This is a genomic window from Poritiphilus flavus (assembly GCF_009901585.1).
In the GTDB taxonomy this organism is placed as follows: Bacteria; Bacteroidota; Bacteroidia; order Flavobacteriales; family Flavobacteriaceae; genus Poritiphilus; species Poritiphilus flavus.
The window spans coordinates 619,298-644,058 of the sequence record NZ_WXYO01000002.1; the positions used below are offsets into that span (position 1 = coordinate 619,298).

The following is a 24,761-nucleotide window of genomic DNA, read 5'->3' on the forward strand; positions in this document are numbered from 1 at the left end:
TCCATCATGAGTGAAACCGCATTACCCGGAATAAAACAATTTGATCTCACCGGAAAAAACGCCATTGTCACCGGCGGTTCCAAAGGCCTTGGTTATGCTATGGCAGCAGGTCTTGCCTCAGCCGGGGCCAACACATTATTGTTAAACCGTAATAAGGAAGAAGGGCAGGCAGCCGCCGCGAAACTAAGAGAAGATTTTGGGGTGAAGGCCCAGGCCTACAGCGCCGATGTAACGGATAAAGAACAGGTAGAAAAGGCCGTGGCAGACATGGTTAAGGACTACGGACATGTGGATATTCTGATCAACAGTGCCGGTATCAATATCCGAGGAGCCATCGATGAGCTAAGCTACGAGGATTTTCAAAAGGTAATGCAGGTGAACGTAGACGGTCTATGGATTGCCTCCAGAGCAGTGACACCCTATATGAAGAAGCAGGGATGGGGACGTATCATCAATATGGCGAGTACTCTGGGGCTGGTCGGATTGGCAAACCGGACCCCCTATGCGACAAGTAAAGGAGCGGTTGTTCAAATGACCAGGGCTCTTGGCCTGGAACTGGCCCCTTTTAATATTTGCGTCAATGCGATTTGCCCGGGACCATTTTTAACCGAAATGAATATCCCGATCGCTGAGACCAAAGAAGCCAAGGAGTTTATAGTAGGGGCTACAGCTCTGGCAAGATGGGGAGAACTTAATGAAATTCAGGGTGCCGCTATCTTTCTATCCAGCGATGCCGCCAGTTATGTGGTTGGTTCCATGCTGACCGTAGACGGAGGTTGGACGGCAAAATAAAACTCCACTTTCATGAGACTTAGAACAATTATCTTTAGTGGTATTGCCCTGGCTCTGTTGTTTGTTTCTTCCTGTAAGAATGAACCCAAGCCTGAGACTTCGGTAGATTTACGCCCCAACATTATCTACATCCTGGCAGACGATCTGGGCTATGGGGAATTGGGAGCCTACGGACAGGAGCTGATTGAGACGCCCAATATAGATGCCCTGGCCCGATCAGGAATGCTTTTTACACAACACTACAGCAGTGCTCCGGTCTGCGCCCCGGCAAGGTATATGCTTATGACCGGACAACATTCCGGCCATGCCCACATTAGAGGTAATGAAGAATGGCGAGAACGAGGAGCGGTTTGGGATTATATAGCAATGGCTAAAGATTCTGTACTGGAAGGACAAAGGCCAATGCCTGAGACTACGGTAACCTTGCCCATGAAACTCAAGGAGATTGGCTATGCCACAGGGATGGTAGGAAAATGGGGTTTAGGTGCCCCTCATACCCACTCAATTCCAACGAAAATGGGGTTCGACTACTTCTATGGCTACAACTGCCAGAGACAAGCACATACCTATTACCCCTTGCATCTATACGAGAATGAGAACAGGGTGCATCTCAATAACGACACTGTCCCTCCACATACGGGGCTTGCTGCGGATGCTGACCCTCTGGATGCTAACAGTTATGCCAATTTCAACCTGAATGATTACACCCCTGCATTAATGTTTGAGGCTTTGACCTCATTTGTAGAAGAGCAAAAAAGTGAACCATTCTTTCTGTATTGGGCTACACCCATTCCTCATGTTGCCATACAGGCTCCGCGGAATTGGGTGGATTATTATCGGAAAAAATTCGGAGAGGAGGAACCTTACCTCGCGGACAACGGATTTGGGTATTTCCCGCATCAATATCCGCATGCAGGTTACGCCGCCATGATTTCGTATCTGGATGAGAATGTTGGTAAGTTGGTAGCCCAATTGAAAGAGGCGGGAATCTATGAGAATACGCTTATTGTATTTACTTCAGATAATGGCCCGTCTTATGCCGGTGGGGCAGACCCCGCCTGGTTTAAAAGCGCTGGGTCACTGGAAGGCGGATTTGGAAGGGGCAAAGGTTTTGTGTACGAGGGAGGGATCCGCGTGCCCATGATTGCGAGCTGGCCTCAGAAAATAAAAGCTGGCACAGTGACCGATCACATCTCCGCGCATTACGACGTTATGGCCACCTTAGCTGATATTTGCGGTTTTGAAGTTCCTGACATAAACGATGGCATAAGCTTTGCCCCAACACTTTTAGGGGAAGATCAAAAAGAGGTTCATGAGTTTTTGCTTTGGGAGTTTCCTGAATACGGCGGTCAGGTTGCAATGAGGATGGGAGACTGGAAGTTGATCCGGCAAAATCTGAAAAGCGAGGAAAATGATCCGACGGTTGAGCTTTACAACCTCAAAACAGATCCCAGGGAACAGCAAAATGTGGCCGAAACACATCCCGAGGTACTGCAGGCTGCTGCCGAGATCTTTGCAAGTGAACGAACTGAGGCCAGCATAGAAAAATTCAAGGTCCCCATCTTAGATCAGGGCTTGCTTAACGAGGAATAATTCGCTATGGTTTTATTCCGTAGTTTTAAATTGATAAACGCATACTGAATTATACTGCTCTCCGGGTTCCAATATTGTGCTCGGGAAGTTTTGCTGGTTAGGAGAATTCGGGAAGTGTTGGGTTTCCAGGCATAAAGCGCCTCTGTGGGCATAGATCTTTTCTTTTTTTCCTACGGTCTTCCCGTCCATAAAATTCCCGCAATACAACTGCACCCCGGGCTCGTTGGTATAAACTTCCATTACCCTGCCACTTTTGGGTTCTGTCACCCGGGCCGCAAGTACCAGACCGGAGGCGTTGGTCGGGCTGTCGTTCAATACGAAGTTGTGATCATACCCTCCTCCAAATTGCATTTGTTCATAGTCCGAGTCTATTTCCTTACCAATCAATTTGGGTTCAAGGAAATCAAAAGGAGTGCCTTTAACCGGTCGCAGTTCTCCTGTTGGGATTAGGCCTTTACCTGCCACAGGAGTAAAATGGTCTGCATTTACATAAAGAATATGATCTGTAATATCTCCGTTGCCAGCTCCCTTGAGATTAAAGTAGGAATGATGAGTGAGGTTTACATGTGTCTTTTTATCAGTTTCCGCCTCATAGCTAATTTCCAGTTCATTGGCATCTGTTAGGGTATATCTTACCACAACCTCAAGATTTCCAGGATAGCCTTCTTCCATATCCGGAGACAACCTTCGGAAACGAATGTGATTATCCGTAAGGGAGTCAACCTCCCAAACAACGGCTTCGAAACCTATTTCGCCTCCATGCAGATGGTTGGGGCCATTGTTCCTGGCCAGATCGAAATTGACCCCGTCCAATTCAAAAGAACCATTGGCGATCCTATTGCCGTATCGGCCTACAACCGCTCCAAAAAACATCCCCCTGCCAACAGTATAGGGTTCAAGAGAAGAAAAGCCCAATACCACATCTTCAAAACGTCCGTTCTTGTCCGGTACAAGGAGGGATATCAGGCGCTGACCGTAATTTGTAAAAGTAGCTTCCAGGCCATTCTTGTTTTTCAAGACGTACAGGCCTACGGGTTTTGAATTGATAGTATCCGTAAAGTGTGTAGCTTGTAAGCCGGACAGGGTTGTATCTGTTGAAACCGAGGCGAGGTCAGCAGGGATCTGGTTGTCCGATCTTTTTTCCTTGCAACTACTGATGATGATCAAAATAATCATCAGTAGTACTAGTTTCGGGCGTATTTTATTTTTCATATAGAGAGCTGTTGGTTGTATGAAGATAAAAAATAACTTTACATACTGTATTTTGTTGAATCACCTATGACTTCAAAACTGATCAAAGGACTTTGTTTTACGATTGTATTGGCTTTCACTTATGCCTGTGGGGAGCAGAAAACCTCTAAGAAGGCGGATAAGACTGAAACAGAGGATGAAATAAAGCTTAGCGCTGTAAAGGATACCTTTTCACTATTAAAAGAACCCCCGGCACACATCGGGGTACCGGATGGGATGGTCTGGATCCCCGGGTCCGTTTATATGCAAGGGGCGGTTCCCGGAGACGCTTATGCCATGGGCCATGAGAAGCCACAGCATTCCGTTGCTGTAAACGGGTTTTTTATGGATTTACACGAAGTTACCAACGCCCAGTTTGCGCGTTTTGTAGATGCGACAAATTATATCACGGTCGCGGAAAGACCCATAGACTGGGAAGAAATGAAAAAACAGTTACCCGAAGGAACTGCGAAACCCCACGACTCGGTAATGCAACCCGGGTCCCTGGTATTTCGTAAACCCGGTAAACCAGTGCCCAACCTCTATGATTTTTCGCAGTGGTGGATGTGGAAAATCGGAGCAAACTGGAAAATGCCCAAAGGTCCCGGAAGCTCTATTGAAGGTAAAGATGAATATCCTGTGGTTCATATCGCCTTTGAGGATGCCGTAGCCTATTGCGAATGGGCGGGAAGGCGATTACCTACTGAAGCGGAATGGGAGTTGGCCGCTCGGGCCGGCAGGAAAAACCAGGTACATCCCTGGGGTGATGATGCTGAGTCGCTGGCTAAAATGGCGAATACCTGGACGGGTGAATTCCCGGTTTCCAATACTAAGAATGACGGTTTCGAAGGCAGCGCACCGGTAAAAACCTATCCGCCAAACGATTTTGGTTTATACGATATGTCCGGTAACGTCTGGGAATGGACTTCGGATTGGTACAACACAAACTATTACAAACAGCTGAGTACCGGTAAAACTGCGTACGATCCTATGGGATCTTCAGAGCCTTACAATGCCGGTAATCCTTATGCCAGAGAAAAGATCATAAAAGGCGGTTCCTTCCTTTGTAACGCTTCCTACTGTGCCAGTTACCGCACTTCTTCGCGTATGGCTAACAGCCTGGACTCTTCGCTGGAGCACCTGGGCTTTAGAACGGTTGCTACCGTAGACATGCTGGAGAAGGATTCCGATGGCTAGTCTATAGCGCTTAGATTTGCCCATCCTGGGAGACAAAGAGCCATTAAGCGGTTTTTTTTATCTTTAAAAGCTAACGCCAAAAACTATATGCGCTTAAGATTCTGTCTTTTAGGGGTAATTTTTCTATGGACAGGCCTGCAGGGAATTGCACAGAAGTTTCAATATGTGCACTACCAGGGAACTGAGGTGCCGTTTGAAAATGTCAACCAGGCTATTCAGGATTCCCTGGGGTATATGTGGCTGGGAACGGATCAGGGATTGTTCAGATTTGATGGGAAGACCTTTGAGGATCACAATACCTCTTTAAGGTCCAAAACAATAAGGGCTTTTGCCGGAGGTGGTACAGGGACTTTAGTTTTTTCTAATGACACTGGCATTTACAGCATTAGTTATGATCAAGGTAAACCGCAGATAAAGGAGTTTAGGAAAGAGGCTAAACTTAAATATCCCACCGAACTTTTCATTGACACTAAAGGCAGGTATTGGGCCGGGCTGCTGGATGGGCAGGTATATTCATTTACTGACCCGGATGGGGAATCCGCTACCTACCAACTTGGAGAGAAGTCAAAAACAGCACACACTTTTTTTGGTGAGGACCGTTATGGCACGCTGTGGGCGCTGATCCCGGGAGAAGGTCTGTTTTACTATGATGAAAATGGCCGTCAATTTGTGGTTTTTGAGAGTTACGAGGATGTCAATCACTTCCTGGTCCTGGAGGATACCCTTTGGATGGTGGGAGAGAACATCTATCGGATCGTCTTAAATGCGGATCATTCAGTACAGTCTAAAAAAACCTATCGCACCTCTTTGTCCTTTAACAGAATAGCTCAAAAGAATGCTGAATACCTGATGTTGGCAACTGCATCCGAACTCTATACTTTTCCATTCTTGAATGAAAAGCCCGGATTCACTAAGGTATTCGGGTCTAACGATCCGCATAGAGTAGAGGATCTGCCTTTTGAATCCATCAATCAACTGCATTTTACCCGGGATCAGATGAGCTTTAATGAGTTGGTTTGGGTAAGTTCAGAAAACGGACTTGGACTCTTGTGGTACAGTTTTTTTCAGACAGTCTTTGGTTTGGGCTATGACAATGTACTGGGACTTCACGCCACGGATAACGGAAAGGTGCTGCTATCTCAGGGTCCTGTTTATGAGGTCAACAACAGGGGAAATTCTGTGTCATTTAGCCGGGCAAACGAGCTGAATAGTATTACCGGGATTGCCACAAATGGCCCGGACACCTGGTACGGTTCCACACAAGGGGAGATCTTCCACTATAGAAACAACAGCCTTTACCGCAAGCACGACCTCAGTTGGAGAGGCGGAGGGGTATTTTTTATTTATGTGGATCATACGGACAAGGTTTGGTTCTGTCAGGCCACTTCGGACAAACCCATAGTTGGTGTGGCAAGATTGGATGAATCGGGGCGGATAATCCAATACGGCACAGATAAAGGGTTTCAGGACAGGGTACTGGTTATCAAAGAAGGAGGGAAAAATGAGCTTTACGCCGCTGGAATCGGCATTTCCTCCTATCTCTATAAATACGATAGGGAGCAGGATCGTTTTGTCAATAAAAGCCTTCCATTTCCTTTCCCCGTCAGTGCAACTTTTGAGGTACACGATATGGCGGTAGACGATCTGGGTATTGTCTGGCTGGCCACAACAGATGGCTTATTAAAATACGATTCTGAAACCATAAGGAAAGTGGCTATGGGGGAGTTTACCCATACCGAGATACGATCCATCAGTGCGATGCCCGATCGCAGCCTTTGGTTCGCTACTGATACCTATGGGCTGATCCACCTGGATGACAAAGGCAATTATGTGGTTTTTGATGAGAACGCCGGAACACCTTCCAAGGTTTCGGCATATCGCTGCCTTACTACAGACAGCAATTCTCAATTGTGGGTAGGAACCGCCGAAGGCCTTGTTCATTCCTTACAATCACTGCCAGGGCCTTTGCCTACTAAAATGCCGGTACTGCAAACTGCCGTTGTGGGAGGGGAGCAGTACTCAACTGCACAACAGGCGGATCTATCCGAGTCTGAAGAGCTGCTTTTGAGGATGACTACCATTACCTTTCCCAGTGACAATGTCCGCTATCAATACAAAGTATTTGAGAGACAACTCCCCGCAGATGAGATATCAGACCTTCTCTGGAACGATTCGGAAGACCCGGAAATACTACTAAGCGGATTAAGCACCGGGACCCATCGGGTTCTTGTGAGGGCACAGAAGGAAGGCGGATACGCCTGGAGTATGCCAATGGAATTGGAAGTATACGTATCCGGAATGTGGTACAAAACCTGGTGGGGTATTTTGCTTTTGGCCGTTTTGGTCTTTTTGTTTTTCTGGTATTTCGTCCGGCGCTGGTTCCGGAAACGCATAGAGCAGCTACAGGCCAATCTGCTCCAAAAACAACAGGAGTTGAGCAGCAAAGAAGCAGAACTGGCCACTCAGAGCGATACCTTGAAACATCAACAACAAGAACTAAAAAACACAGGTACCAACATTCATTTACTTCACCAACTGATACAACAAATCTCTAAGGATGCGGACAAAGACGGGGGTAGTGTGGTTTTTCAAAAGCTGGTAGACCTGCCTACCGGCATCGGTATGTTGGAAGTTGCGAATAAGTCTGAAGAGTACATAGATTATCTGAGCTATAGTCCAGGAGGAAAAAGTCCTGAAAAAAGGCGGGGAGAGTTTAATGATAAGGATAATCTTGCCAGTTATGCCATGGTACGGGAAAAGACCGTTAAGATCAACGATTTTGAAAAGGAAGTAGAGCAATACATTAGTGGAAAGGATACCCGCGGATTTCCTTCCCGTCTTTTTATTCCTTTTGATAGAAAAAATGGTTCATGCTCTGTCTTATGCATTTATGCAATAGAGAAAAACGCGTTTACAAGAAGACATGTGATGTTACTGGAGATCCTGGTGAAGTTTATAGGGCTTCAAACCGAAAACAAAATGACGTAGGAATGCTAAAAGCGATAACATACCGATATATAACACTGGGTTTGATTATTCTGACCGGTTCCGCCCATGCCTTCCAGAGCAGGGACACGCTGATTGTTGGGATACATGAGGATCCTCCTTTTATTTTCAGTGAATCCGGCGGCTATTCAGGACTTTCCGTGGATCTGTGGGAACGCATATCGGAAGAAACCGGCCTGCCCTTTAGCTACAGAGAATTCAGCGATGTGGTCGGAATTGTGCGTTCACTGGATTACGATGAACTGGATATATCCATAAACCCGCTGACCAACAGCCCTTATCGTGTGGAACATTTTCAGGTGAGCCAACCCTTCTTTATTTCCAGTATTGGTGTAGCGGCTACCTCACAGAGCGAGAGCCAGTTTAGACTATTCCTGAGTAACTTTTTTTCCAGGGACTTCTTAGACGTTGTTTTATTGTTATTGGTCATACTGCTCACCTTCGGTACTTTGTTGTGGTTTGTAGAACGGAGGAAGAATCGATATCAATTCAGGCCCGGGCTGATGGGACTTTTTGACGGTCTATGGTGGGCTGCGGTGACTATGACCACTGTGGGTTATGGAGATAAAGCCCCTAAAACACATATGGGCAAGACCATTGCCATTATCTGGATGTTTACAGCCATCATTATCATATCCAGCTTTACGGCTACCATCGCCTCTACATTGACGGTGAATACGCTTGAAGCGGATATCAAAGGTCTTGAGGACCTTCAAACCGTTAAGAAAATAGGGGTGGTAGGAGCTTCGGAGGGCGAATTGTTCGTTCAGCAGAACCATTTACAGGCTTCAGACGTCTATAGCAGCCCTGAACAGGGACTAAGGGCCCTCGCGAGAAAAGAGATCGATGTTTTGATCTATGACAGGACCACTTTGGGATATCTTATCAAAACCAACGACCTTGAATCCAAAGTAAGCCTGCTACCATTGAGTTTCCGAAGACAATATCGCAGTTTTATAATGCCAAAGGCGCATCCCGCGTTCGACCAGGTAAACAAGCAACTCATTACGGAGATCCAATCCTTATATTGGCAGGAAGTGCTTAAAAAATACGGTTTAATGGAATGAAACCATTTTTGGCATTCACTATAACCGATTTCTTGAATGGCATAATAACTTTTGATAACTTTCAGCGTAAGGTTTTGAGCTAAAAACCTACTTTTATATCGGAAATATTTAAGCGAAAATTGAATTATGTCAGAAAATAGAGAACGGATAAAAACGCTTATCCTTGGATCAGGCCCCGCTGGTTATACAGCAGCTATCTATGCTGCCAGGGCAGATCTTAAACCAGTTATGTATACAGGGATGGAGCCAGGTGGCCAATTGACCACTACCACAGAGGTGGACAACTTTCCCGGATACCCGGAAGGCATAGACGGTCCCACTATGATGGTACAATTACAGCAACAGGCGGAACGTTTCGGTACCGAAGTGCGTATTGGGATGGCTACCGCGGTGGATTTTAGTGATGAGGTTGGTGGAATTCACAAAGTCACCATTGACGATAATAAAGTTGTAGAAGCGGAAACAGTGATCATTTCCACTGGCGCATCCGCTAAATACCTTGGAATCCCCAGTGAACAACGCTTACGGGGAGGTGGTGTATCCGCCTGTGCGGTCTGCGACGGCTTTTTCTATAAAGGGCAGGATGTCGCTATTGTTGGAGGAGGGGATACGGCTGCCGAAGAGGCATCTTATCTGGCCAATATTTGTAATAAGGTCACTATGCTTATCCGTAAGGATCATATGAGAGCTTCCAAGGCAATGCAACACAGAGTTAACAGCCTTTCCAATATAGATATCCGTTACAATACCGAAGTAGACGAGATCCTGGGAGATCAGGTGGTAGAGGGTTTGCGAATGGTAAACAACAAAACCGGTGAAAAAGAAGAAATAAAGATCACTGGCTTCTTTGTGGCCATAGGGCACAAACCTAATACCGATATTTTTAAAGGACAATTGGAGATGGATGATGTAGGCTATCTCATTACCAAAGGAAAATCTACCAAAACCAGTAAGCCCGGAGTGTTTGCCAGCGGTGATGTTCAGGATAAAGAATACAGGCAGGCGGTTACTGCTGCTGGTACAGGATGTATGGCGGCTCTTGATGCCGAAAGGTATTTGGCTACCGTAGAAACGCCGCAGGAAGTGAGTTAAGCTCTTTTCAAAAGTTTATTACAAAAAAAAGCTCTAAATCCTTAGAGCTTTTTTTGTGCTATTTATCAAGTCTTTTATAGTTTTCCGAGGAGATTCGGTTACCTTCTTCATCTATAAATATCTGGGTATAATAATCTTGCTTAAGATCCAATTCCATATTCCATTCGAGAAATTCGGGTGCAATTTTCCGAATGGAAGCAGACATATACTCCAGTTTTTCGGTAAGCGTACTGTCTGTAGTTTTGTATGATCCATAGCCGAACCATTCAACGGAATCTGTGGGTACGTAGCGGGTCCACATGATCTTCCCGTTATAGAACATTTTAATTTGTCGGTATCCATCCGCAGTAGGAACGGTATCAGTTACGTTCCCTTCTTCATCAAAGTTGTAAAAATCAACCAATTCCCAGGTACCTTCTATGGAGGGTGTAGTTTGTAGTTTAGAAGATGAGCTAGTCGTGGCCGCGACCAAAATCAACATCAAAAAAACCAATCCAATTAATTTTTTCATGGCTGCGTGTTTTTAAAGTGTTCGAAATATTACTTCTTAAAAGTTACGAATTTTTTTGTTAAATATATAAATTTTTAGGAAGTGAATAATAGAACTGTAAAAGTGTTGAGAATTCTCACTTATCCTTTAGTCCGGGACTTTAGCACGGAAACCAGATATTGAATATCCTCTTTCTGATGGGCCGCGTTAAGCACCACCCGGCTGGTCAGGTTTTCGTTGTCATTTCCGTAATTGAAGTCTGTCACTATTATGCCATTCTCTTCCAGATTCCTGGTGAGCTTCTCGTCTGCGTAAGCAAATGCAGGATGACCTTCAATGGATCGGAAATCGGCCAGGGACGCAGATTCTTTTAGGAAAGTTTTTATGTGTTGCTTCAGGATCTTTCTCTTTTCAGCGTAATAGTCAAACGAATCCAAAAAAGTGGCCATATATGCCGGCGGTGCCGGACTGGCTCCTTCAAAGAATACCGTTGAGGCCATTTGAGAAAGGCGCTCTTTGGAGCCGCAAATGGCTCCAGCCTGAATTCCCATTGCCTTTCCCAGGGAGCAACACAAAATGAGCTCTTTGGCATTCAGTTCTTTTAGCTTTTTAAAAGAGCCATTCCCGGAGGACCCAACGACACCAATTCCATGGGAATCATCCGCAACAAGGATGATCTCTTCCAGTGGTAAAGTTGAAAGTCCTTCAAAATGAGGGTAACTGTATCCGGAAAAATCAATGCTGTCCAGAAATACTACCGGGCTTATTTTAGGACGCAATCTGAGATGTTCCCTGAGCGCAAAATTCAGAGCGGAATAGGTAACATGGGGTTTTATCTTTGCTTTCCCGCTATTAAGGGTGCGAAGTGCGGAATGGCTATTCGGAGCGTAAAAGAGTTTATACCGGGAGCTTTGAAAAGAACTGCACAACAACTGACCCGCCAGATAGCCTGAGGAAAGGGTTAGGCTGGCTTCACTACCTATCCAGCGTGCCAAACGCTTCTCTGCCTCCTCGTAAATGGACAGCTGGATATTGGAATTCCTGGAAGCCCCGTAATTGGTTCCGTACTTTTTGATATTCCCGATCAAAATTTTCTGGAAAACCGGATCTGCCTGTACCCCAAGGTATGCGGTACCCCCAAAATACAGGTAAGGCCTGCCTTTGACTTCTATGTTACGTCCCGGATATCTACTGACTATATGTGCCATTATCGCAGAATTACACCACTTCCGTTTACTTCTGGGAATAGTACCTCCCCATTCTTTTTGATCACCACACCCCGGGCGATATCCTCCTTCAACAACATGGCTCCATCCATGTCAACATAGTCCAACTGTGGCAATAGTTGGGCAATAGCGGATATGCCAACAGTAGATTCTGTCATACAGCCCACCATTACTTTAAGACCCATTTCCCGGGCTTGCCTTATCATACGTAAAGCCGGACTAAGGCCGCCACATTTGGTCAGTTTAATGTTGATCCCGTCAAAATACTGCCCACATTTGGCCACATCCTCTTCTACAATACAGCTTTCGTCCGCGATAACCGGCAGTACGCAATGCCGCTTCACCTGCTCCATACCCTCCCAATCATCGGCTTTTAATGGCTGTTCCAGGAACTCCACTCCCAATTCCTTAAGTAAGGGGGCATTATGGATGGTTTCCTTTGCAGTCCAGGCGCAATTCGCATCGATACGAAACACCGCATCGCTGTGCTTTCTCAAAGCTTCCACGATAGCTACATCCTGATCTGTGCCCAATTTTATTTTGTAGATGGGCCAGGGTTTTTCGGCCATTTTCGCAAGCATTTTTTCTATAGTGTCTATGCCTATAGTGTAGTTCGTGGTTGGATAGGAGTTAATGTCCGTCTCCCAGATCTGGTACAGCGGTTTTCCATGTAGTTTTCCGTAAAGATCATGGGCGGCCAGATCCAGGGCGCAGATCGCGAAATTGCTCAAACCCTTGCTTTTGAGGAAATGATGGAAATCTTCAGGTTGACCGAAGGGAAAGCTGTTTATTTCAGGAACGATCTTTTCAATTTCGGCCTTCATGCTATTGAAGGTATGATTGTAATAGGGGTTAGAAGTTGCTTCTCCATAACCGCTTACGCCATCCAGTTGCAACTCGGCAATCAGCGTTTCCTGGAAATCGTAGGCCTCCCGCGATATGCGAAAGGTATGTTTTAGGGGTAGTTCATATTTTTTTAAGCGGACTTGCATAGTACGAATATAGCCAAATACCTGCCCATCAAAAAACAAAAACCCTGCCTTCTCAATACCGATGAAGATTGAGTAAAACAGGGTTTTAAGGGTTAGGTTGGTCTGCTTGAAGGACGGTTGGCTGTGCTAAATTTATTAGTACTTGTGTACGCTTCCTGAGACGGATTTCTTTTTCTTTACGCTGGCCTCTCCGGAATAGGAGATGTCTCCACCACTACTTGCATGAGCGGTCAGGGATTCAGTTACGTATACGGAGATATCTGCTCCGCTACTGGCTCCTGCATTACATGTCTTTACTTTAAAGTCTCTTGCTTTAATATCTGATCCGCTGCTGGCATCTGCATAAAATACATTGGCCTCACCTGATATTTTGATATCCGCACCGCTGCTGCAATCTGCCTCTACCTCGTCTGCGGTAAGGGCTACCTGCAGATCCGATCCGCTACTCGCGTCCAGAGAGATCTTGCTCGCTTCAATGCTCTCCCGTACAATAAGGTCAGCCCCGCTGGAAGACTCCAGTCCTGTTATTTCTGGCAGACTTACATAGATCTTCTTGGTAGCGCGACCTATATTTTCAATAGTATGGATCTTAAGACGTCCGTCTCTGATATCCGTGGCGATCAGATCAATTACATTCTCATCTGCCTCAACAGTGATATCGAACTCGTCGTCCTGAGTTACATAAACATCCAGTCCTTCAGAAGCTTTAACAACAGTAAACTCTTCAGTAACTTCTCTGCGGTCTTCGGCAATTACACCGTTTCCTTTCTTTCCGTCACCGAAACTGATGTCGAATGCACAGGATGATGCAAATAATGCCATAATTAAAGCGATGGTAATTCTTGCTAGTGTTGTCATGATAGTTGTTTTTTATTAGCTGCCTTATTCAGGCACGTGGTATTAAACTTTCGTTTTTGATTGATGTAAAATTCTTATTCTTTGTTAAGGTGTAATAGTTATTCTTGCCGAGTTGTCAATTTCAGGGTCTGAATTGAGACTTTTGCTGTCTTCATCAGCTTTTATTTCCACTCCGTTCTCGTCTAACTTCATTTTAAAGGAATCTCCGTTCTCTTCAATGTTGATCTTAATCCCATCCTCATCTATGATGATCCTGCCATTGGCATCGTCATCGGAATCCTCATCCATGGACTCCGGGCAGTCCACACATTGCAGCTGACCGTTGTCTCCCATGATCCAGAGGTAATCTACTATTTCACTTCTGTAGAGATCCTTGTCGTAGCGGGTGGTTCTTCCGATATGTCGCTTTGCGGATTCGTCGAATCTGATATGAGTCCCTTCAGGTACAAAGACCGTCACCCGAACTTCCTGATCCCTCAACTTGTTCTCTATCGCGGTGGTTAAATAGTCATTTAAAACCAGAGTGCTTCCGTCAATGGCATATGCATACTCTATTTTGGCGGCTCTGTCCCTGGCATTTTCAAAAGAACTTCCGTTGGCATCCTTGCGTATGCGGATCTGTGGTACTGAATCCTCTGCTTTCTTGATATCAAACCGAATGTCATCCGAATAGATAAAGCGCTCTCCATCGTCATTATAGGTAATGGTCATACCGTCAAAACGGACGTTTTCCTGGTTTTCGTAATACTCACTGGCGCGTAGATTTACAGTAAGCGTATCCAGTGCAGCAGGAAAATACAAGCTTTCGTTTATGGTCTTGCTCCCGGTATATGCATGTGCTGAGGCTTGTTTAACACCCAGTACCGTAAGTCCTATCAGCGATAACAACCAGAGTCCGAGCAGCGAAAACTTTGCAATGTTCCCGATGGATTTCAGGTTGTTCACTAAGATCTTCAGTCCCAGGTAGAGCAGGAAGAAGAACGGGATACCTACCACAAAGAACGTCAGTAGTGATACCAACCACACAGGGGCGTCCGTAGAGTTGACCATATCGTAGAAATCAACTCCGGGAATATGAACCATGTCCAGTATGCCTACAGTAAAGAGGCCGACAAAAAGTCCGATTAGAGTCGCAGCACCGATGATGATCAGGAGTATCCCAATGAATTTTCCAAGTACTTTGAAAAGGAAAAGGATGATATCTCCTAAGGTATCAAAAAAGGTCTTACCACTGCTTTTTACCTTATTGCCAACCTTGTCGTAGTCTACGTTCTTTACTCTGTCGGCAACATCGTCAAAACCCTCCTTCACCTTGCGTTCAATATTACTAATGTTTACGGGCTCTCCCTTCATATTGAGTTTTTGGGAAGTGGTAGCGGCTTCAGGGACCAATATCCAAAGCAGGATATAAGCGATGAATCCGAAACCTGTAAAAAGGGCAAGCAGTATAAAGGCGAGACGGATCCAAAGCGCATCTACTCCCAGGTAGTGTTCCAGACCGGAACATACCCCACCGATGTACTTGTCATCAATATCTCTGTAGAGTTTCTTTACTTTTGGGCGATTGGCGCCTGTTTTTGGTCTGGGCTCATCCTCAAAGATGTCCTCGTCTACCATATAGTCTTCAGGCTGCCCCATGATGTTAATCACTTCGTCTACCTCTTTCAAGGTTACAACCTGTCTTTCGTTTTCCATTTTCTCATGGAAGAGCTCAGCGATTCTGGCTTCTATATCTGCGATGATCTCATCACTTCCGGCGGTCCCTGCAAAGGATTTTTTGATCACTTCCAGGTAACGCTGAAGTTTGTTATACGCCTTCTCATCAATGTGAAAGAGTATATTAGCGAGATTTATATTGACTGTCTTGTTCATTATTAGTTGTTTTTAGCATTGGTAACCAAATTCACTGCATTTCGTAGCTCGTCCCAGGTGGTATTCAGTTCTTTTAAGAACAATGCTCCTGTCTCTGTTAAGGCATAATATTTTCGGGGAGGTCCGGAGGTGGATTCTTCCCATCGATACGTGAGCAATCCCGCATTCTTCAGTCTTGTAAGCAGAGGATATATGGTGCCTTCTACTACAAGCATTTTAGCGTCTTTGAGGGAGCCCAAAATTTCGGAGGCATACTTATCCTCTCCGGAGAGGATGGATAGGATGCAATACTCCAAAACCCCTTTGCGCATCTGTGCTTTTGTGTTTTCTACATTCATAATTTTTAATTCTACTGTACCTGTCTCGATTTTAATGAGCTACGGCACTTGGTTAACTGTTCGTTTTTTGGTAGTCCATTTGATTTTGATTGATGAATAAACTCCGATTTTGGTTGATGAATAACTCCATGTAATCAGTGTGATGAGTACTGATCTTATTTTGAATTTTGTGATTGATGATCATAACTTAACTCTCTTCTTATTTTCCAGTCTCCGTTCTCCAGTATCCATACATGCGTAAATTTCGCAATGTCTCCCTGCTGGTATTCCTGGTTCTCGTCCAGGAACTCAAAGCGGTGAATCCCGTGTTGAATAGCTCCATAAAGGGCTCCCTGCCGATACAGTGGGAAAACCTCAAGACTGTTTGGGATAAGGATGCGTTTTGCCGGTTGCGGCGCACCTGCTTGTCTTTGCGCGCAGCCTTCTTCTACCGGAGACATAAAATTGCCTCGGCCTTCTGTTAGCCCTCCTTTGTCGTGATAGAACTCAAAGTCTTCTGTAAAGAACGACTCCAACACGGCGGGTTCACAAGTATTGAAGGCCGCATTGAACAGTGTGCTGTCTTTTTCCTTCAGGGTTTGATAAAGCTCCGAATCCGTAGATTCCTGACCGTATACCACGCTGATGAAAAGTGATAATATCAAAAAGATCAAAGTGCTTACTATTTCGCCTAACCTGCTCATTACTTTATGAAATTTATAGTGAATGGATATTGGTAACGTTCGCCGTTACCACCTTTTATGGCGGCAAGAATGGTACAAACTACATCGAGTACCAGAAGTCCAAGCCCAAAAATGCCAGCCAGGACCATAACAATAATATGTATTCCGAAACCGGAATAGTGATGTCCGAATTCCGAAAGATCGTGCTCATTGATATCCAGGATGTTGATGAATCCCACAAAATCAAAAGCGAATATTAAAAACATTACAGCGGTGACCACAGCCAGCAGCAATCCGTATAACAAAATGCTGATCTGAAAATTAAGGGCCTGCTTTCCGTTGTAGTCTACAAATTCGTGATCGTTCTTATTGCTCAACCACAACACTAAGGGAACAAGAAAATTCCCAAAAGGAATAAAGTACTTGCTAAAGGTGGACGCATGTATTATGGCCGACAAGTTTCGTTCGTGTTTGGTAATTGCTTCTGCCATGATATTAATTTGTTTACTACAATTCTATGATTAACATAATAACTTCCAATGCAAATATATGGCTAAAAAAAGGTAGTATGCAAAACATAGTACTACAAATTAACATAAAATTAACATTTTAGGTTTCGGCTATTTTCGATATTTTTGGGTCAAACAAAGCTTAGAATGGCAACGAATACGGGCAAATTCAACACTTTTACATTTTTTAAGCTCCCCTCGGCCTGGTGGTGCGGGGTTCGCTTAAGGGAATTGAATGAAAGCAGGGCGGTGGTCACTGTAAAGCATCGCTGGTTCAATCAAAACCCTTTTAATTCCATGTTTTGGGCTGTTCAGGGGATGGCAGCGGAGCTGAGTACAGGGGCCATGGTCATAGATCAGATCCGGAATAGTGGCAAGCGTATTTCCATGCTGGTAGCCAATAACAATGCCACTTTTACCAAAAAAGCGACGGGCAGAATTACCTTTACCTGCGAAGACGGAGGAAAGATCGGGGAAGCGATACAGAAGACCATAGCTACCGGCGAGGGACAAACCTTTTGGATGAGATCCATAGGCGTAAACGAGGCAGGCGTAGCGGTAAGTACCTTTAATTTTGAATGGACGGTCCGTTTAAAACAGTAATTCGCTACAGCATTGAGGAGATAAGGAGTAGATGCGTTGATGTGTTTATTTGTTTAATTACACTGTTCACCAATGAACGGCTTCATAAACCGTGGTATTATTCCAATTCAAAGTATTTTGTAACAAATCACAAAAATGATTTACATATAGGTGTGAGCATAGAATACGCGTTACATCTGCCATAACTCTGGCGCACAAATCCATAAACAAATAATCAAATAAACCCATAAACTTTTAAAACCCACTTTTATGAATGCACATGAAATAGACTACGAGATCTTCGGAGAAGAAATGCAATATGTAGAAATAGAATTAGATCCTCAGGAGGCTGTTGTAGCTGAGGCCGGCAGCTTTATGATGATGGATACGGATATAAAAATGGACACCATCTTCGGAGACGGCTCTAACCAGGACAACAGCGTACTGGGCAAGATATTCTCGGCCGGGAAACGGATCTTAACCGGCGAAAGCCTTTTTATGACCGCTTTCCTAAACATTGGCCAGGGCAAAAAGCAGGTGAGTTTCGCCTCTCCCTATCCGGGAAAGATAGTACCCATCGACCTATCTGAGACCCAGGGTAAATTCATATGTCAGAAAGACGCCTTTCTTTGCGCCGCAAAAGGGGTTTCCGTTGGGATAGAATTTTCAAAAAGACTAGGCAGAGGTTTGTTTGGCGGCGAAGGTTTTATTATGCAGAAGCTGGAAGGTGACGGCATGGCTTTCGTTCACGCCGGTGGAACCCTGGCCAGGAAAGAACTCGCTCCCGGGGAAGTTCTCAAGGTAGATACGGGTTGCATCGTTGGATTTACCAAGGACGTGGATTACGATATAGAGTTTATAGGAGGGATCAAAAATACGATCTTCGGAGGGGAAGGCCTGTTCTTTGCCACCCTGAGAGGTCCTGGAACCGTTTACATTCAGTCCTTACCATTTAGCAGACTGGCTGGCCGTGTTTGGGCGGCAGCGCCACGAGGCGGAGGAAAAGATAAAGGTGAAGGCAGTATCTTAGGTGGCCTGGGTGACCTGCTGGATGGGGATAATAGGTTTTAGTTCAGTGAACAGTCCTCCTTCGCTAAAGCTTCGGAGGATAAATTCAGTGGGCAGTACGTATTGTCAGGTCGAGCGCAGTCGAGGGGGCAATTAATTGGAGTGAACAGTAATCAGTAAACAGTTTGCAGTTCGCGGTTGGCAGTCCTCCTTCGCTGAAGCTTCGGAGGATAAATATTGGACAATGTCTCCCCGAGCGCAGTCGAGACCTCCTACACTAAGGCTTCGGAGGATAAATTCAGTAAACAGTTTGCAGTTAATAGTCGCTGGTTAATAGTCTTCGTAAAACATAAAATCAATTAAGAATTACTACATACGAAATACGAAGATGATGTCGAATTTTTATATTTGGTAAAAAACCATCTGTCTAAAAATCCAATAGTCCAAACGTCCAACAATCTATTAGTCTAAAAATCCAATAGTCTAACCGTCCAAAAATCCATAAGTCTAAAAATCCAATAGTCTAACCGTCCAAAAATCCATAAGTCTAAAAATCCAATAATCGAACCGTCCAACAATCTAATCCTCCAATTAAACTTAAACTTGATCTTAAACTTAATCTTATACTTAAACTTGTACTTCTAACCCATGAACTTTAAAGAACTTCTCCGATTCCTGGGAGAGCTGCAACAAAACAATTCCAAGGAATGGATGGATGCCAACCGCAAACGGTATCAGCAGTTACGTAAGGAATTTATAGCCTGGCTGGATGACATAGACAGAAGCCTGGCCGAAATAGATGATGGGTATTACCCTACGCCTGGTAAGAAAGGCATCAATCGCATCAATAACAATCTGATGTTCCATCCGAATAAACCGATATATAAGGATCATTTTGCTGCAGGTTTAGACAAGGCTCCGGGAACAGGCGATTTTTATGTGGAAATTGGACTACAGGGCTCCCTTTTCGCTGGCGGAATATGGCGACCGGAACCCAAAACCCTCAGAAGTATACGGGAAGCAATAGATTATGATGGGGAAGAGTTTCAGAAGATCCTCAACAAAAGATCCTTCAAGGCGTTGTTCGGGGATTTGTACGAAGACGAAAAACTGACGACCGCCCCGAAAGGCTTTCAGAAGGACCATCCGTACATTGATTTGCTGCGGAATAAATCCTTTGGGGTAGTTCATCGTTTTTCGAATGAGGAGGTCTTTCAACCGGATTTCAAGGATAAGCTGATTAAGGTCTACCTGGAAATGCTGCCGTTCCGGCGTTATCTGAACAAAGCTATTACGGTTTAAAATTTACGGGGTATCGAGATCGATGTTCTATTAGCCTGAAGATGTATAGCACATTTTTTCAAGGCTATGTCCAGCTCATTTTGGCAATTGTTGGTATCTTCATACCTTATTCCCAAAGCTAACAGGATATTTATCTGAATCCATAATTCCAATTGATTTGAAAGACGATAGAGTGCGAAACATCCGGAAAGAACTACTCTCGGATAACTGGTACGTTTTAAACAAATTCAGCTATGAATACCGAAAGGACGACGGCAGTTGGGAAACCCAGCACAGGGAGGCCTATGATAGGGGTAACGGCGCTGCAATTTTGCTTTATAACAAAGAGAAGGGAACAGTGGTGCTTACCCGGCAGTTTCGTATGCCTACTTATGTAAACGGGAATACTGATGGGATGATGATCGAGGTGTGCGCCGGACTCCTGGACGGTGATAACCCTGAGGATTGCATCCGAAAAGAAGTGGAGGAGGAAACGGGTTATAAGATCAGCGAAGTTCAGAAAGTTATGGAATCTTATATGTCTCCGGGTTCAGTAACAGAGATCCTTTATTTCTTTGTCGGCGCCTATGAAGATAGGATGAAAGTTGGGAAGGGTGGTGGAGTCGAAGATGAGACCGAAAACATTGAAGTGCTCGAGATCCCATTCCGCGAGGCCAGGGAAATGATAAGCTCTGGCGAAATCTGCGATGCAAAATCTATCATGTTATTGCAGTATGCCGAGATCAATCGGTTATTTGACTGAGCTGCTTACGACTAATGTGGTATGGCTTTAGAGAAAATTGCTTTTGGAGGCGGCTGTCATTGGTGTACAGAAGCCGTATTTCAATCACTGAGAGGCGTCCATAGCGTGGAGCAGGGTTTTGTATCTCCGGATAGTACGGACCGTAGTTTTTCGGAAGCTGTGATCGTGACATACGATTCCGAGATGATAACGCTTAAAGATCTGAGCCTAATCCATTTGTTTACGCACGAAAGCACCTCTAAGCATTCCATGCGGACCAAGTACCGCTCTGCTATCTATACCTTTAATAAAATGGACGAAGAATTTCTGTTTCAAATCTGGGATGAACTGCAGGCGGAGTTTCAGAGCAAACTGATCACGCAAATATTGCCTTTCAAGGAATTCAGGGCCTCTGATGAACAATTCCAGAATTATTATCGCAAGGATCCCGGGAAACCATTCTGCAAAAGATATATCCACCCTAAACTGGAGCTGCTTAGAAGGCTGTTCTCATCTCATTTGGATACGCGTACATCCGTTACTCAATAGCTGTCCCTCATCGTCTCCAGTACCTTCTGCATACGGTGCTTTATTTCCCCATTGGACAGGCGGAAATGGTTGTTCATAAAACTAAAGATCAAGGTCTTCCCGGATTTTGTGATCAAATATCCGCTTAGGCAATGATTGTTTCCCAGGGTTCCGGTCTTCGCAAAGACATAGGGTCCCTGAACTCCCGGGTACCATTCCTTTAGTGTTCCGGAAATACCGCCAGCCGGAAAAAAATGTAAAAGTCTTTCCCTGGGAACCTCGTGGTATAAGCGGTTCAGCACATATACCATAGACTCAGGAGTAAATAGATTGTAACGGGACAGACCCGAACCATCTACCCATCTTGGCGGTTGTTTTAGGTCCACCAGAAAGCCGTCCATGACATGATTCCTGGCTTTGGCGGAGCTAAGTGTATCTGAAAGGGTGGAGGAGGAGAGGATGAGCAACTGTTCAGCTAAAAAATTGTCGCTGAGGTGCATCATTCGTTTCAGAACAGAATCCAACCGCATACCTGAAAGTACTTTTTTTGGTGTTGGTGCCATGCCGCTGTCAATGCGGATCTCCTTGCCCAGCATCTTCTCCAGCAAACCTTTGGTTGTCAAATTTGCTGTACGATAGGGTATTTCAACAGTATCTGCCGCGTTTATATCATAATAGAACTGATTTCTATCTGGCTCACGGTTTCTTGCTTCCCTAAAGGTGCTAATGCTGTCCCTGAAATAGTCAGGGCTAACTCTTACAGAATCCTGCTGATATAGGGTGGCTACGTTCCCGTACAAGGGCAAACCGGACCTTTCCGGGGAGTAGTACCAATCATAATCCTCCCAGGCCCAACCCGGACCAAACTTGTCTTCCTGAAAATTGGCCGGATATAGCGTGATATTGGAATAACCATTTAGGAATTTGATCAGGGTACTATCCTGAAAATGGGGGTGAAGCGCGGTGGGGTCTCCGGTGCCTTCTATACGAAGCGTATCATTGGAAAACTGATATTTTAGAGCTGGTATATGGTCCGGAAGTAATTTAAGGGAAGTATATAAAGTGAAGATCTTGGTATTACTTGCCGGGGTAAAGTATTTGTTGCTGTTTTTACTGAAAATCGTGTCTTTGGAAGCAGGATCATAGAAAAATATGCCCGTAAAGTGTTTGTCAGAAGTTTCTTCCCCAAGGATTTGGTTGACGGACCTTGCAATTCGCGGATATTTTTGACTTGCACAACTGCCTAAAAGTATGATTATCAGCACATAAAATAAACATAATTTTGTATCTTTGCCCCCCATGCAGATCAGTTGGTTTTTGGTTGTTTGTCGATTTTAACATGAAATTATCCAATTTTTAACTGATCTCATACAATAATGGTTACCTTTTTTTGGTTAACTTTGATAACAACAGTCTAACTTAAAACATTCTGATAATATGGCTAGAGCGATGCTGGAGTACTACAAAACAGTACTCCAAAAAGTAAGTTTTGATGCAAAATTGTTTAGCAAAGAACTTAAAAAAGCAGTTTCCCGACTCTTACCCAACGAAATCGAAGAACTCAAACACTGGTTACAACAGTTCATTACGGATAAACCGGAACTGAGACCCAGCTTAATTTATTTAAAAGCATAAGATAAGCCACCTTCGGGTGGCTTTTTTATTTCGTATTCACGCAACCTAACGATCCCAAGTCCGTCTTCCAATAAAACTATCATGAGATTTTTGGCCATCATTTCCATTGCATTTGTCCTGGCCTGCAATTCCGATGACAGCTTTTCAGATCTTCCGGAAAATGCTGAGGATATCAAATCATCCGAATTAGTGGGTAAATGGGTGCTTGAAGCTACAAGAATTAGCCCGGGTGGCGTAGTGGACTGGACCGAAGATAACAGCGGTTCCAATATAATTTTTGATCTAAACCGTTCCTTTATCTGGGATTACAACAACGGTACCGACCCACTGGAGGGAACCTTCGCGGTTGAGGATAATTTGCTCAGTCTGACTTATCCGGATAACCTGGGTGGAGAAATAGAAAGACAATACTACCTAAGTATAGAAGGCAGCATTTTTCAGATCAATTATATAGGCTGCATAGAAAGCTGCACCTTGCAATTCAGGAGGCAGTAAGGATCAGTTCTTGTTCACAGGGCTGATGATCTTTACATCCTGAAAAGCGATCGCCCCTCTTACAATTCCGGAAATTACTTCCTTAAGCGCTTCGGTGATCTGGATCTTCAACTCCTTTTTGTGATAGATAAGGCTTACTTCCCTGGCCGGTGGCGGATTATTGAAGAATTTCAGGTTCTTCCGTTTTTTCTCGTCCAATTCCAGGGTGTTTAAAAAGGGCAGGAGGGTCATTCCAAGATCCTCGTCGGCCAGGTTGATCAGCGTTTCAAAACTCCCGCTTTGTAATTGAAAATGCTCATCCGGATAACTCTTGCTCGTTTTGCAGAGATTGATCACCCCATCCCTGAAACAGTGCCCGTCCTGCAACAATAAGATGTCATTAATGTCCAGATCTGCCGGGTTTAACTGTACCTCCTTGTTTAAGCGGTGATTCTTGGGGACATAACCAACAAAGGGTTCGTAATACAGAGGTCGCTCCTTGATAAACTCAATTTCCAAAGGAGTCGCCGCAATCCCGGCATCAAGATGCCCATCCTGAATATTTCGTATTAAACTCTCGGTGCTCTGTTCTTTTATGATCAGATTGACCTTGGGATAGCGATTGATAAAAGCTTTCAGGAACATAGGCAAGAGCGTTGGCATTACGGTCGGGATAATACCCAGCACATATTCTCCTCCGATAAACCCCTTTTCCTGGTCAACAATGTCCCTGATCCTTTCTGCCTCATTGACAATGTTTTTCGCCTGAGCCACGATCTTCATTCCGGCATCGGTTATGGAAATTGGCTTTTTGCTGCGATCGAAAATCAGTACGTCCAACTCATCCTCAAGCTTCTGAACCTGCATGCTTAGGGTAGGTTGTGTAACAAAACTTTTCTCTGCAGCCAATGTAAAGTTTTTGTACTCGGCGACCGCGAGCACATACTGCAATTGGGTGATAGTCATCAATACAAGTTTTGAACTATAAAGGTATAAAAACTATCGATAAAATTTATGCAAATTAGCATTTATATTTGATAATTTTATATTAAAATTTAAGAGATATGGAACTTAACAGTATAGGATTAAAAGCAAAAGAGTCGATAGATCTGGCCAAGGGACTCAATGAATTACTGGCCAATTTTCAACAGTACTATATGAACCTTAGGGGGATACACTGGAATATCAAGGGAAAACAGTTTTTTGATCTTCATCAGAAATTTGAGGAATTGTATACAGATACAAATCAAAAAGTAGACGAGATCGCCGAGCGTATACTAACGCTGGGAGGTGTTCCCTACCATACTTTTGAGGACTACCTCGGAAATTCACAAATTTCAGTTGGGAAAAACATTACCGGGGACGAAGAGGCGGTGCAACTGATCGTTGATTCGCTAAAGCAACTTCTGATTCTGGAAAGACGAATTTTGGTCGCCTCCGATGAAGCCAATGACGAGGGTACCAATGCTATGATGAGTGATTTTATCACGGAACAGGAAAAAACCGTCTGGATGATGAAGGCCTGGCTTTCCGAAGAGATATAGGTTCTCCCGGTATCGGCTAAGTCCGGGGGCGTTGTACATCAAA

General features: G+C 44.5%; 25 protein-coding genes. 14 read left to right on the plus strand and 11 right to left on the minus strand.

Translation table 11 applies throughout. The annotated features are described in order from the left end of the window. The first annotated feature begins 6 nt into the window (after window positions 1–6). Complete coding sequence (locus GTQ38_RS06020) at window positions 7–792, plus strand: SDR family NAD(P)-dependent oxidoreductase (RefSeq protein WP_161434570.1); 786 nt, start codon at window positions 7–9, stop codon at window positions 790–792. Window positions 793–804: 12 nt separating this feature from the next. Then, entirely contained in the window at window positions 805–2,385 is a 1,581-nt protein-coding gene (locus GTQ38_RS06025; protein WP_161434571.1) for an arylsulfatase, read from the plus strand. A 12-nt stretch (window positions 2,386–2,397) separates the two neighbouring features. Here the strand turns inward: GTQ38_RS06025 and GTQ38_RS06030 are convergent, their stop codons facing one another. Continuing rightward, entirely contained in the window at window positions 2,398–3,597 is a 1,200-nt protein-coding gene (locus GTQ38_RS06030; RefSeq protein WP_161434572.1) for an aldose epimerase family protein, read from the minus strand. 66 nt (window positions 3,598–3,663) lie between these two features. Here GTQ38_RS06030 and GTQ38_RS06035 point away from each other — a divergent pair, with 66 nt between their 5' ends. The 4 genes from GTQ38_RS06035 to trxB all read left to right on the plus strand — a co-directional run bounded on the left by GTQ38_RS06035 (window position 3,664) and on the right by trxB (window position 9,977). Continuing rightward, window positions 3,664–4,812 carry a formylglycine-generating enzyme family protein gene (locus tag GTQ38_RS06035; protein ID WP_161434573.1) on the plus strand — a complete coding sequence of 383 codons (1,149 nt, stop codon included), beginning with the start codon at window positions 3,664–3,666 and terminating at the stop codon, window positions 4,810–4,812. Between the two features lie 87 nt (window positions 4,813–4,899). After that, window positions 4,900–7,800: a ligand-binding sensor domain-containing protein gene (locus GTQ38_RS06040; RefSeq protein WP_161434574.1), complete on the plus strand. Its 2,901-nt coding sequence runs from the start codon at window positions 4,900–4,902 to the stop codon at window positions 7,798–7,800. A 2-nt stretch (window positions 7,801–7,802) separates the two neighbouring features. Then, window positions 7,803–8,885: an ion channel gene (locus GTQ38_RS06045; RefSeq protein WP_161434575.1), complete on the plus strand. Its 1,083-nt coding sequence runs from the start codon at window positions 7,803–7,805 to the stop codon at window positions 8,883–8,885. A gap of 126 nt (window positions 8,886–9,011) precedes the next feature. Continuing rightward, window positions 9,012–9,977, plus strand: coding sequence for a thioredoxin-disulfide reductase (trxB, locus tag GTQ38_RS06050; RefSeq protein WP_161434576.1), 966 nt, complete (start codon window positions 9,012–9,014; stop codon window positions 9,975–9,977). 58 nt (window positions 9,978–10,035) lie between these two features. Here the strand turns inward: trxB and GTQ38_RS06055 are convergent, their stop codons facing one another. The 8 genes from GTQ38_RS06055 to GTQ38_RS06090 all read right to left on the minus strand — a co-directional run bounded on the left by GTQ38_RS06055 (window position 10,036) and on the right by GTQ38_RS06090 (window position 16,906). Further along, window positions 10,036–10,488, minus strand: a complete 453-nt coding sequence (locus tag GTQ38_RS06055) for a hypothetical protein (RefSeq protein WP_161434577.1) — start codon at window positions 10,486–10,488, stop codon at window positions 10,036–10,038. A gap of 119 nt (window positions 10,489–10,607) precedes the next feature. Next, a complete protein-coding gene (locus tag GTQ38_RS06060; protein ID WP_161434578.1) occupies window positions 10,608–11,675 on the minus strand; it encodes an aminotransferase class I/II-fold pyridoxal phosphate-dependent enzyme in 1,068 nt (355 codons plus the stop codon). After that, window positions 11,675–12,685 (minus strand): dipeptide epimerase, encoded by a 1,011-nt coding sequence (locus GTQ38_RS06065; RefSeq protein WP_161434579.1) that lies wholly within the window; start codon window positions 12,683–12,685, stop codon window positions 11,675–11,677. Before GTQ38_RS06065 ends, GTQ38_RS06060 begins: the two co-directional genes overlap by 1 nt. 135 nt (window positions 12,686–12,820) lie before the next feature. Further along, window positions 12,821–13,543, minus strand: coding sequence for a head GIN domain-containing protein (locus GTQ38_RS06070; protein ID WP_161434580.1), 723 nt, complete (start codon window positions 13,541–13,543; stop codon window positions 12,821–12,823). Window positions 13,544–13,627: 84 nt separating this feature from the next. Further along, entirely contained in the window at window positions 13,628–15,415 is a 1,788-nt protein-coding gene (locus GTQ38_RS06075) for a PspC domain-containing protein (RefSeq protein ID WP_161434581.1), read from the minus strand. Between the two features lie 2 nt (window positions 15,416–15,417). Then, window positions 15,418–15,753, minus strand: coding sequence for a PadR family transcriptional regulator (locus tag GTQ38_RS06080; RefSeq protein ID WP_161434582.1), 336 nt, complete (start codon window positions 15,751–15,753; stop codon window positions 15,418–15,420). 155 nt (window positions 15,754–15,908) lie between these two features. Then, window positions 15,909–16,436, minus strand: coding sequence for a nuclear transport factor 2 family protein (locus tag GTQ38_RS06085; RefSeq protein WP_161434583.1), 528 nt, complete (start codon window positions 16,434–16,436; stop codon window positions 15,909–15,911). Then, window positions 16,436–16,906, minus strand: coding sequence for a DUF4870 domain-containing protein (locus GTQ38_RS06090; protein ID WP_161434584.1), 471 nt, complete (start codon window positions 16,904–16,906; stop codon window positions 16,436–16,438). The genes GTQ38_RS06085 and GTQ38_RS06090 overlap by 1 nt, the downstream gene beginning before the upstream one ends. Before the next feature lie 165 nt (window positions 16,907–17,071). Here GTQ38_RS06090 and GTQ38_RS06095 point away from each other — a divergent pair, with 165 nt between their 5' ends. From GTQ38_RS06095 to GTQ38_RS06115, 5 genes are all read left to right on the plus strand, one after another. Beyond that, entirely contained in the window at window positions 17,072–17,527 is a 456-nt protein-coding gene (locus tag GTQ38_RS06095; protein ID WP_161434585.1) for a DUF4442 domain-containing protein, read from the plus strand. Window positions 17,528–17,776: 249 nt separating this feature from the next. Beyond that, on the plus strand, window positions 17,777–18,577 hold the full coding sequence (locus GTQ38_RS06100; protein ID WP_161434586.1) for a TIGR00266 family protein: 801 nt from the start codon (window positions 17,777–17,779) through the stop codon (window positions 18,575–18,577). A gap of 585 nt (window positions 18,578–19,162) precedes the next feature. Then, window positions 19,163–19,816, plus strand: coding sequence for a DUF2461 domain-containing protein (locus GTQ38_RS06105; RefSeq protein ID WP_161434587.1), 654 nt, complete (start codon window positions 19,163–19,165; stop codon window positions 19,814–19,816). A 157-nt stretch (window positions 19,817–19,973) separates the two neighbouring features. After that, window positions 19,974–20,558, plus strand: coding sequence for a GDP-mannose pyrophosphatase NudK (gene nudK, locus GTQ38_RS06110; protein ID WP_161434588.1), 585 nt, complete (start codon window positions 19,974–19,976; stop codon window positions 20,556–20,558). Window positions 20,559–20,579: 21 nt separating this feature from the next. Beyond that, on the plus strand, window positions 20,580–21,086 hold the full coding sequence (locus tag GTQ38_RS06115; protein ID WP_161434589.1) for a peptide-methionine (S)-S-oxide reductase: 507 nt from the start codon (window positions 20,580–20,582) through the stop codon (window positions 21,084–21,086). Here GTQ38_RS06115 and GTQ38_RS06120 read toward each other — a convergent pair. Beyond that, window positions 21,080–22,330, minus strand: coding sequence for a D-alanyl-D-alanine carboxypeptidase/D-alanyl-D-alanine-endopeptidase (locus GTQ38_RS06120; protein ID WP_317169044.1), 1,251 nt, complete (start codon window positions 22,328–22,330; stop codon window positions 21,080–21,082). The genes GTQ38_RS06115 and GTQ38_RS06120 overlap by 7 nt on opposite strands. 172 nt (window positions 22,331–22,502) lie before the next feature. Here GTQ38_RS06120 and GTQ38_RS06125 point away from each other — a divergent pair, with 172 nt between their 5' ends. After that, complete coding sequence (locus tag GTQ38_RS06125; protein WP_161434591.1) at window positions 22,503–22,700, plus strand: hypothetical protein; 198 nt, start codon at window positions 22,503–22,505, stop codon at window positions 22,698–22,700. An 81-nt stretch (window positions 22,701–22,781) separates the two neighbouring features. Continuing rightward, on the plus strand, window positions 22,782–23,195 hold the full coding sequence (locus tag GTQ38_RS06130) for a lipocalin family protein (protein ID WP_161434592.1): 414 nt from the start codon (window positions 22,782–22,784) through the stop codon (window positions 23,193–23,195). A gap of 3 nt (window positions 23,196–23,198) precedes the next feature. Here GTQ38_RS06130 and GTQ38_RS06135 read toward each other — a convergent pair whose 3' ends face one another. Next, window positions 23,199–24,140 carry a LysR substrate-binding domain-containing protein gene (locus GTQ38_RS06135; protein ID WP_161434593.1) on the minus strand — a complete coding sequence of 314 codons (942 nt, stop codon included), beginning with the start codon at window positions 24,138–24,140 and terminating at the stop codon, window positions 23,199–23,201. Between the two features lie 98 nt (window positions 24,141–24,238). Here GTQ38_RS06135 and GTQ38_RS06140 point away from each other — a divergent pair, with 98 nt between their 5' ends. Then, window positions 24,239–24,718 (plus strand): Dps family protein, encoded by a 480-nt coding sequence (locus GTQ38_RS06140; protein WP_161434594.1) that lies wholly within the window; start codon window positions 24,239–24,241, stop codon window positions 24,716–24,718. Window positions 24,719–24,761 lie beyond the last annotated feature (43 nt).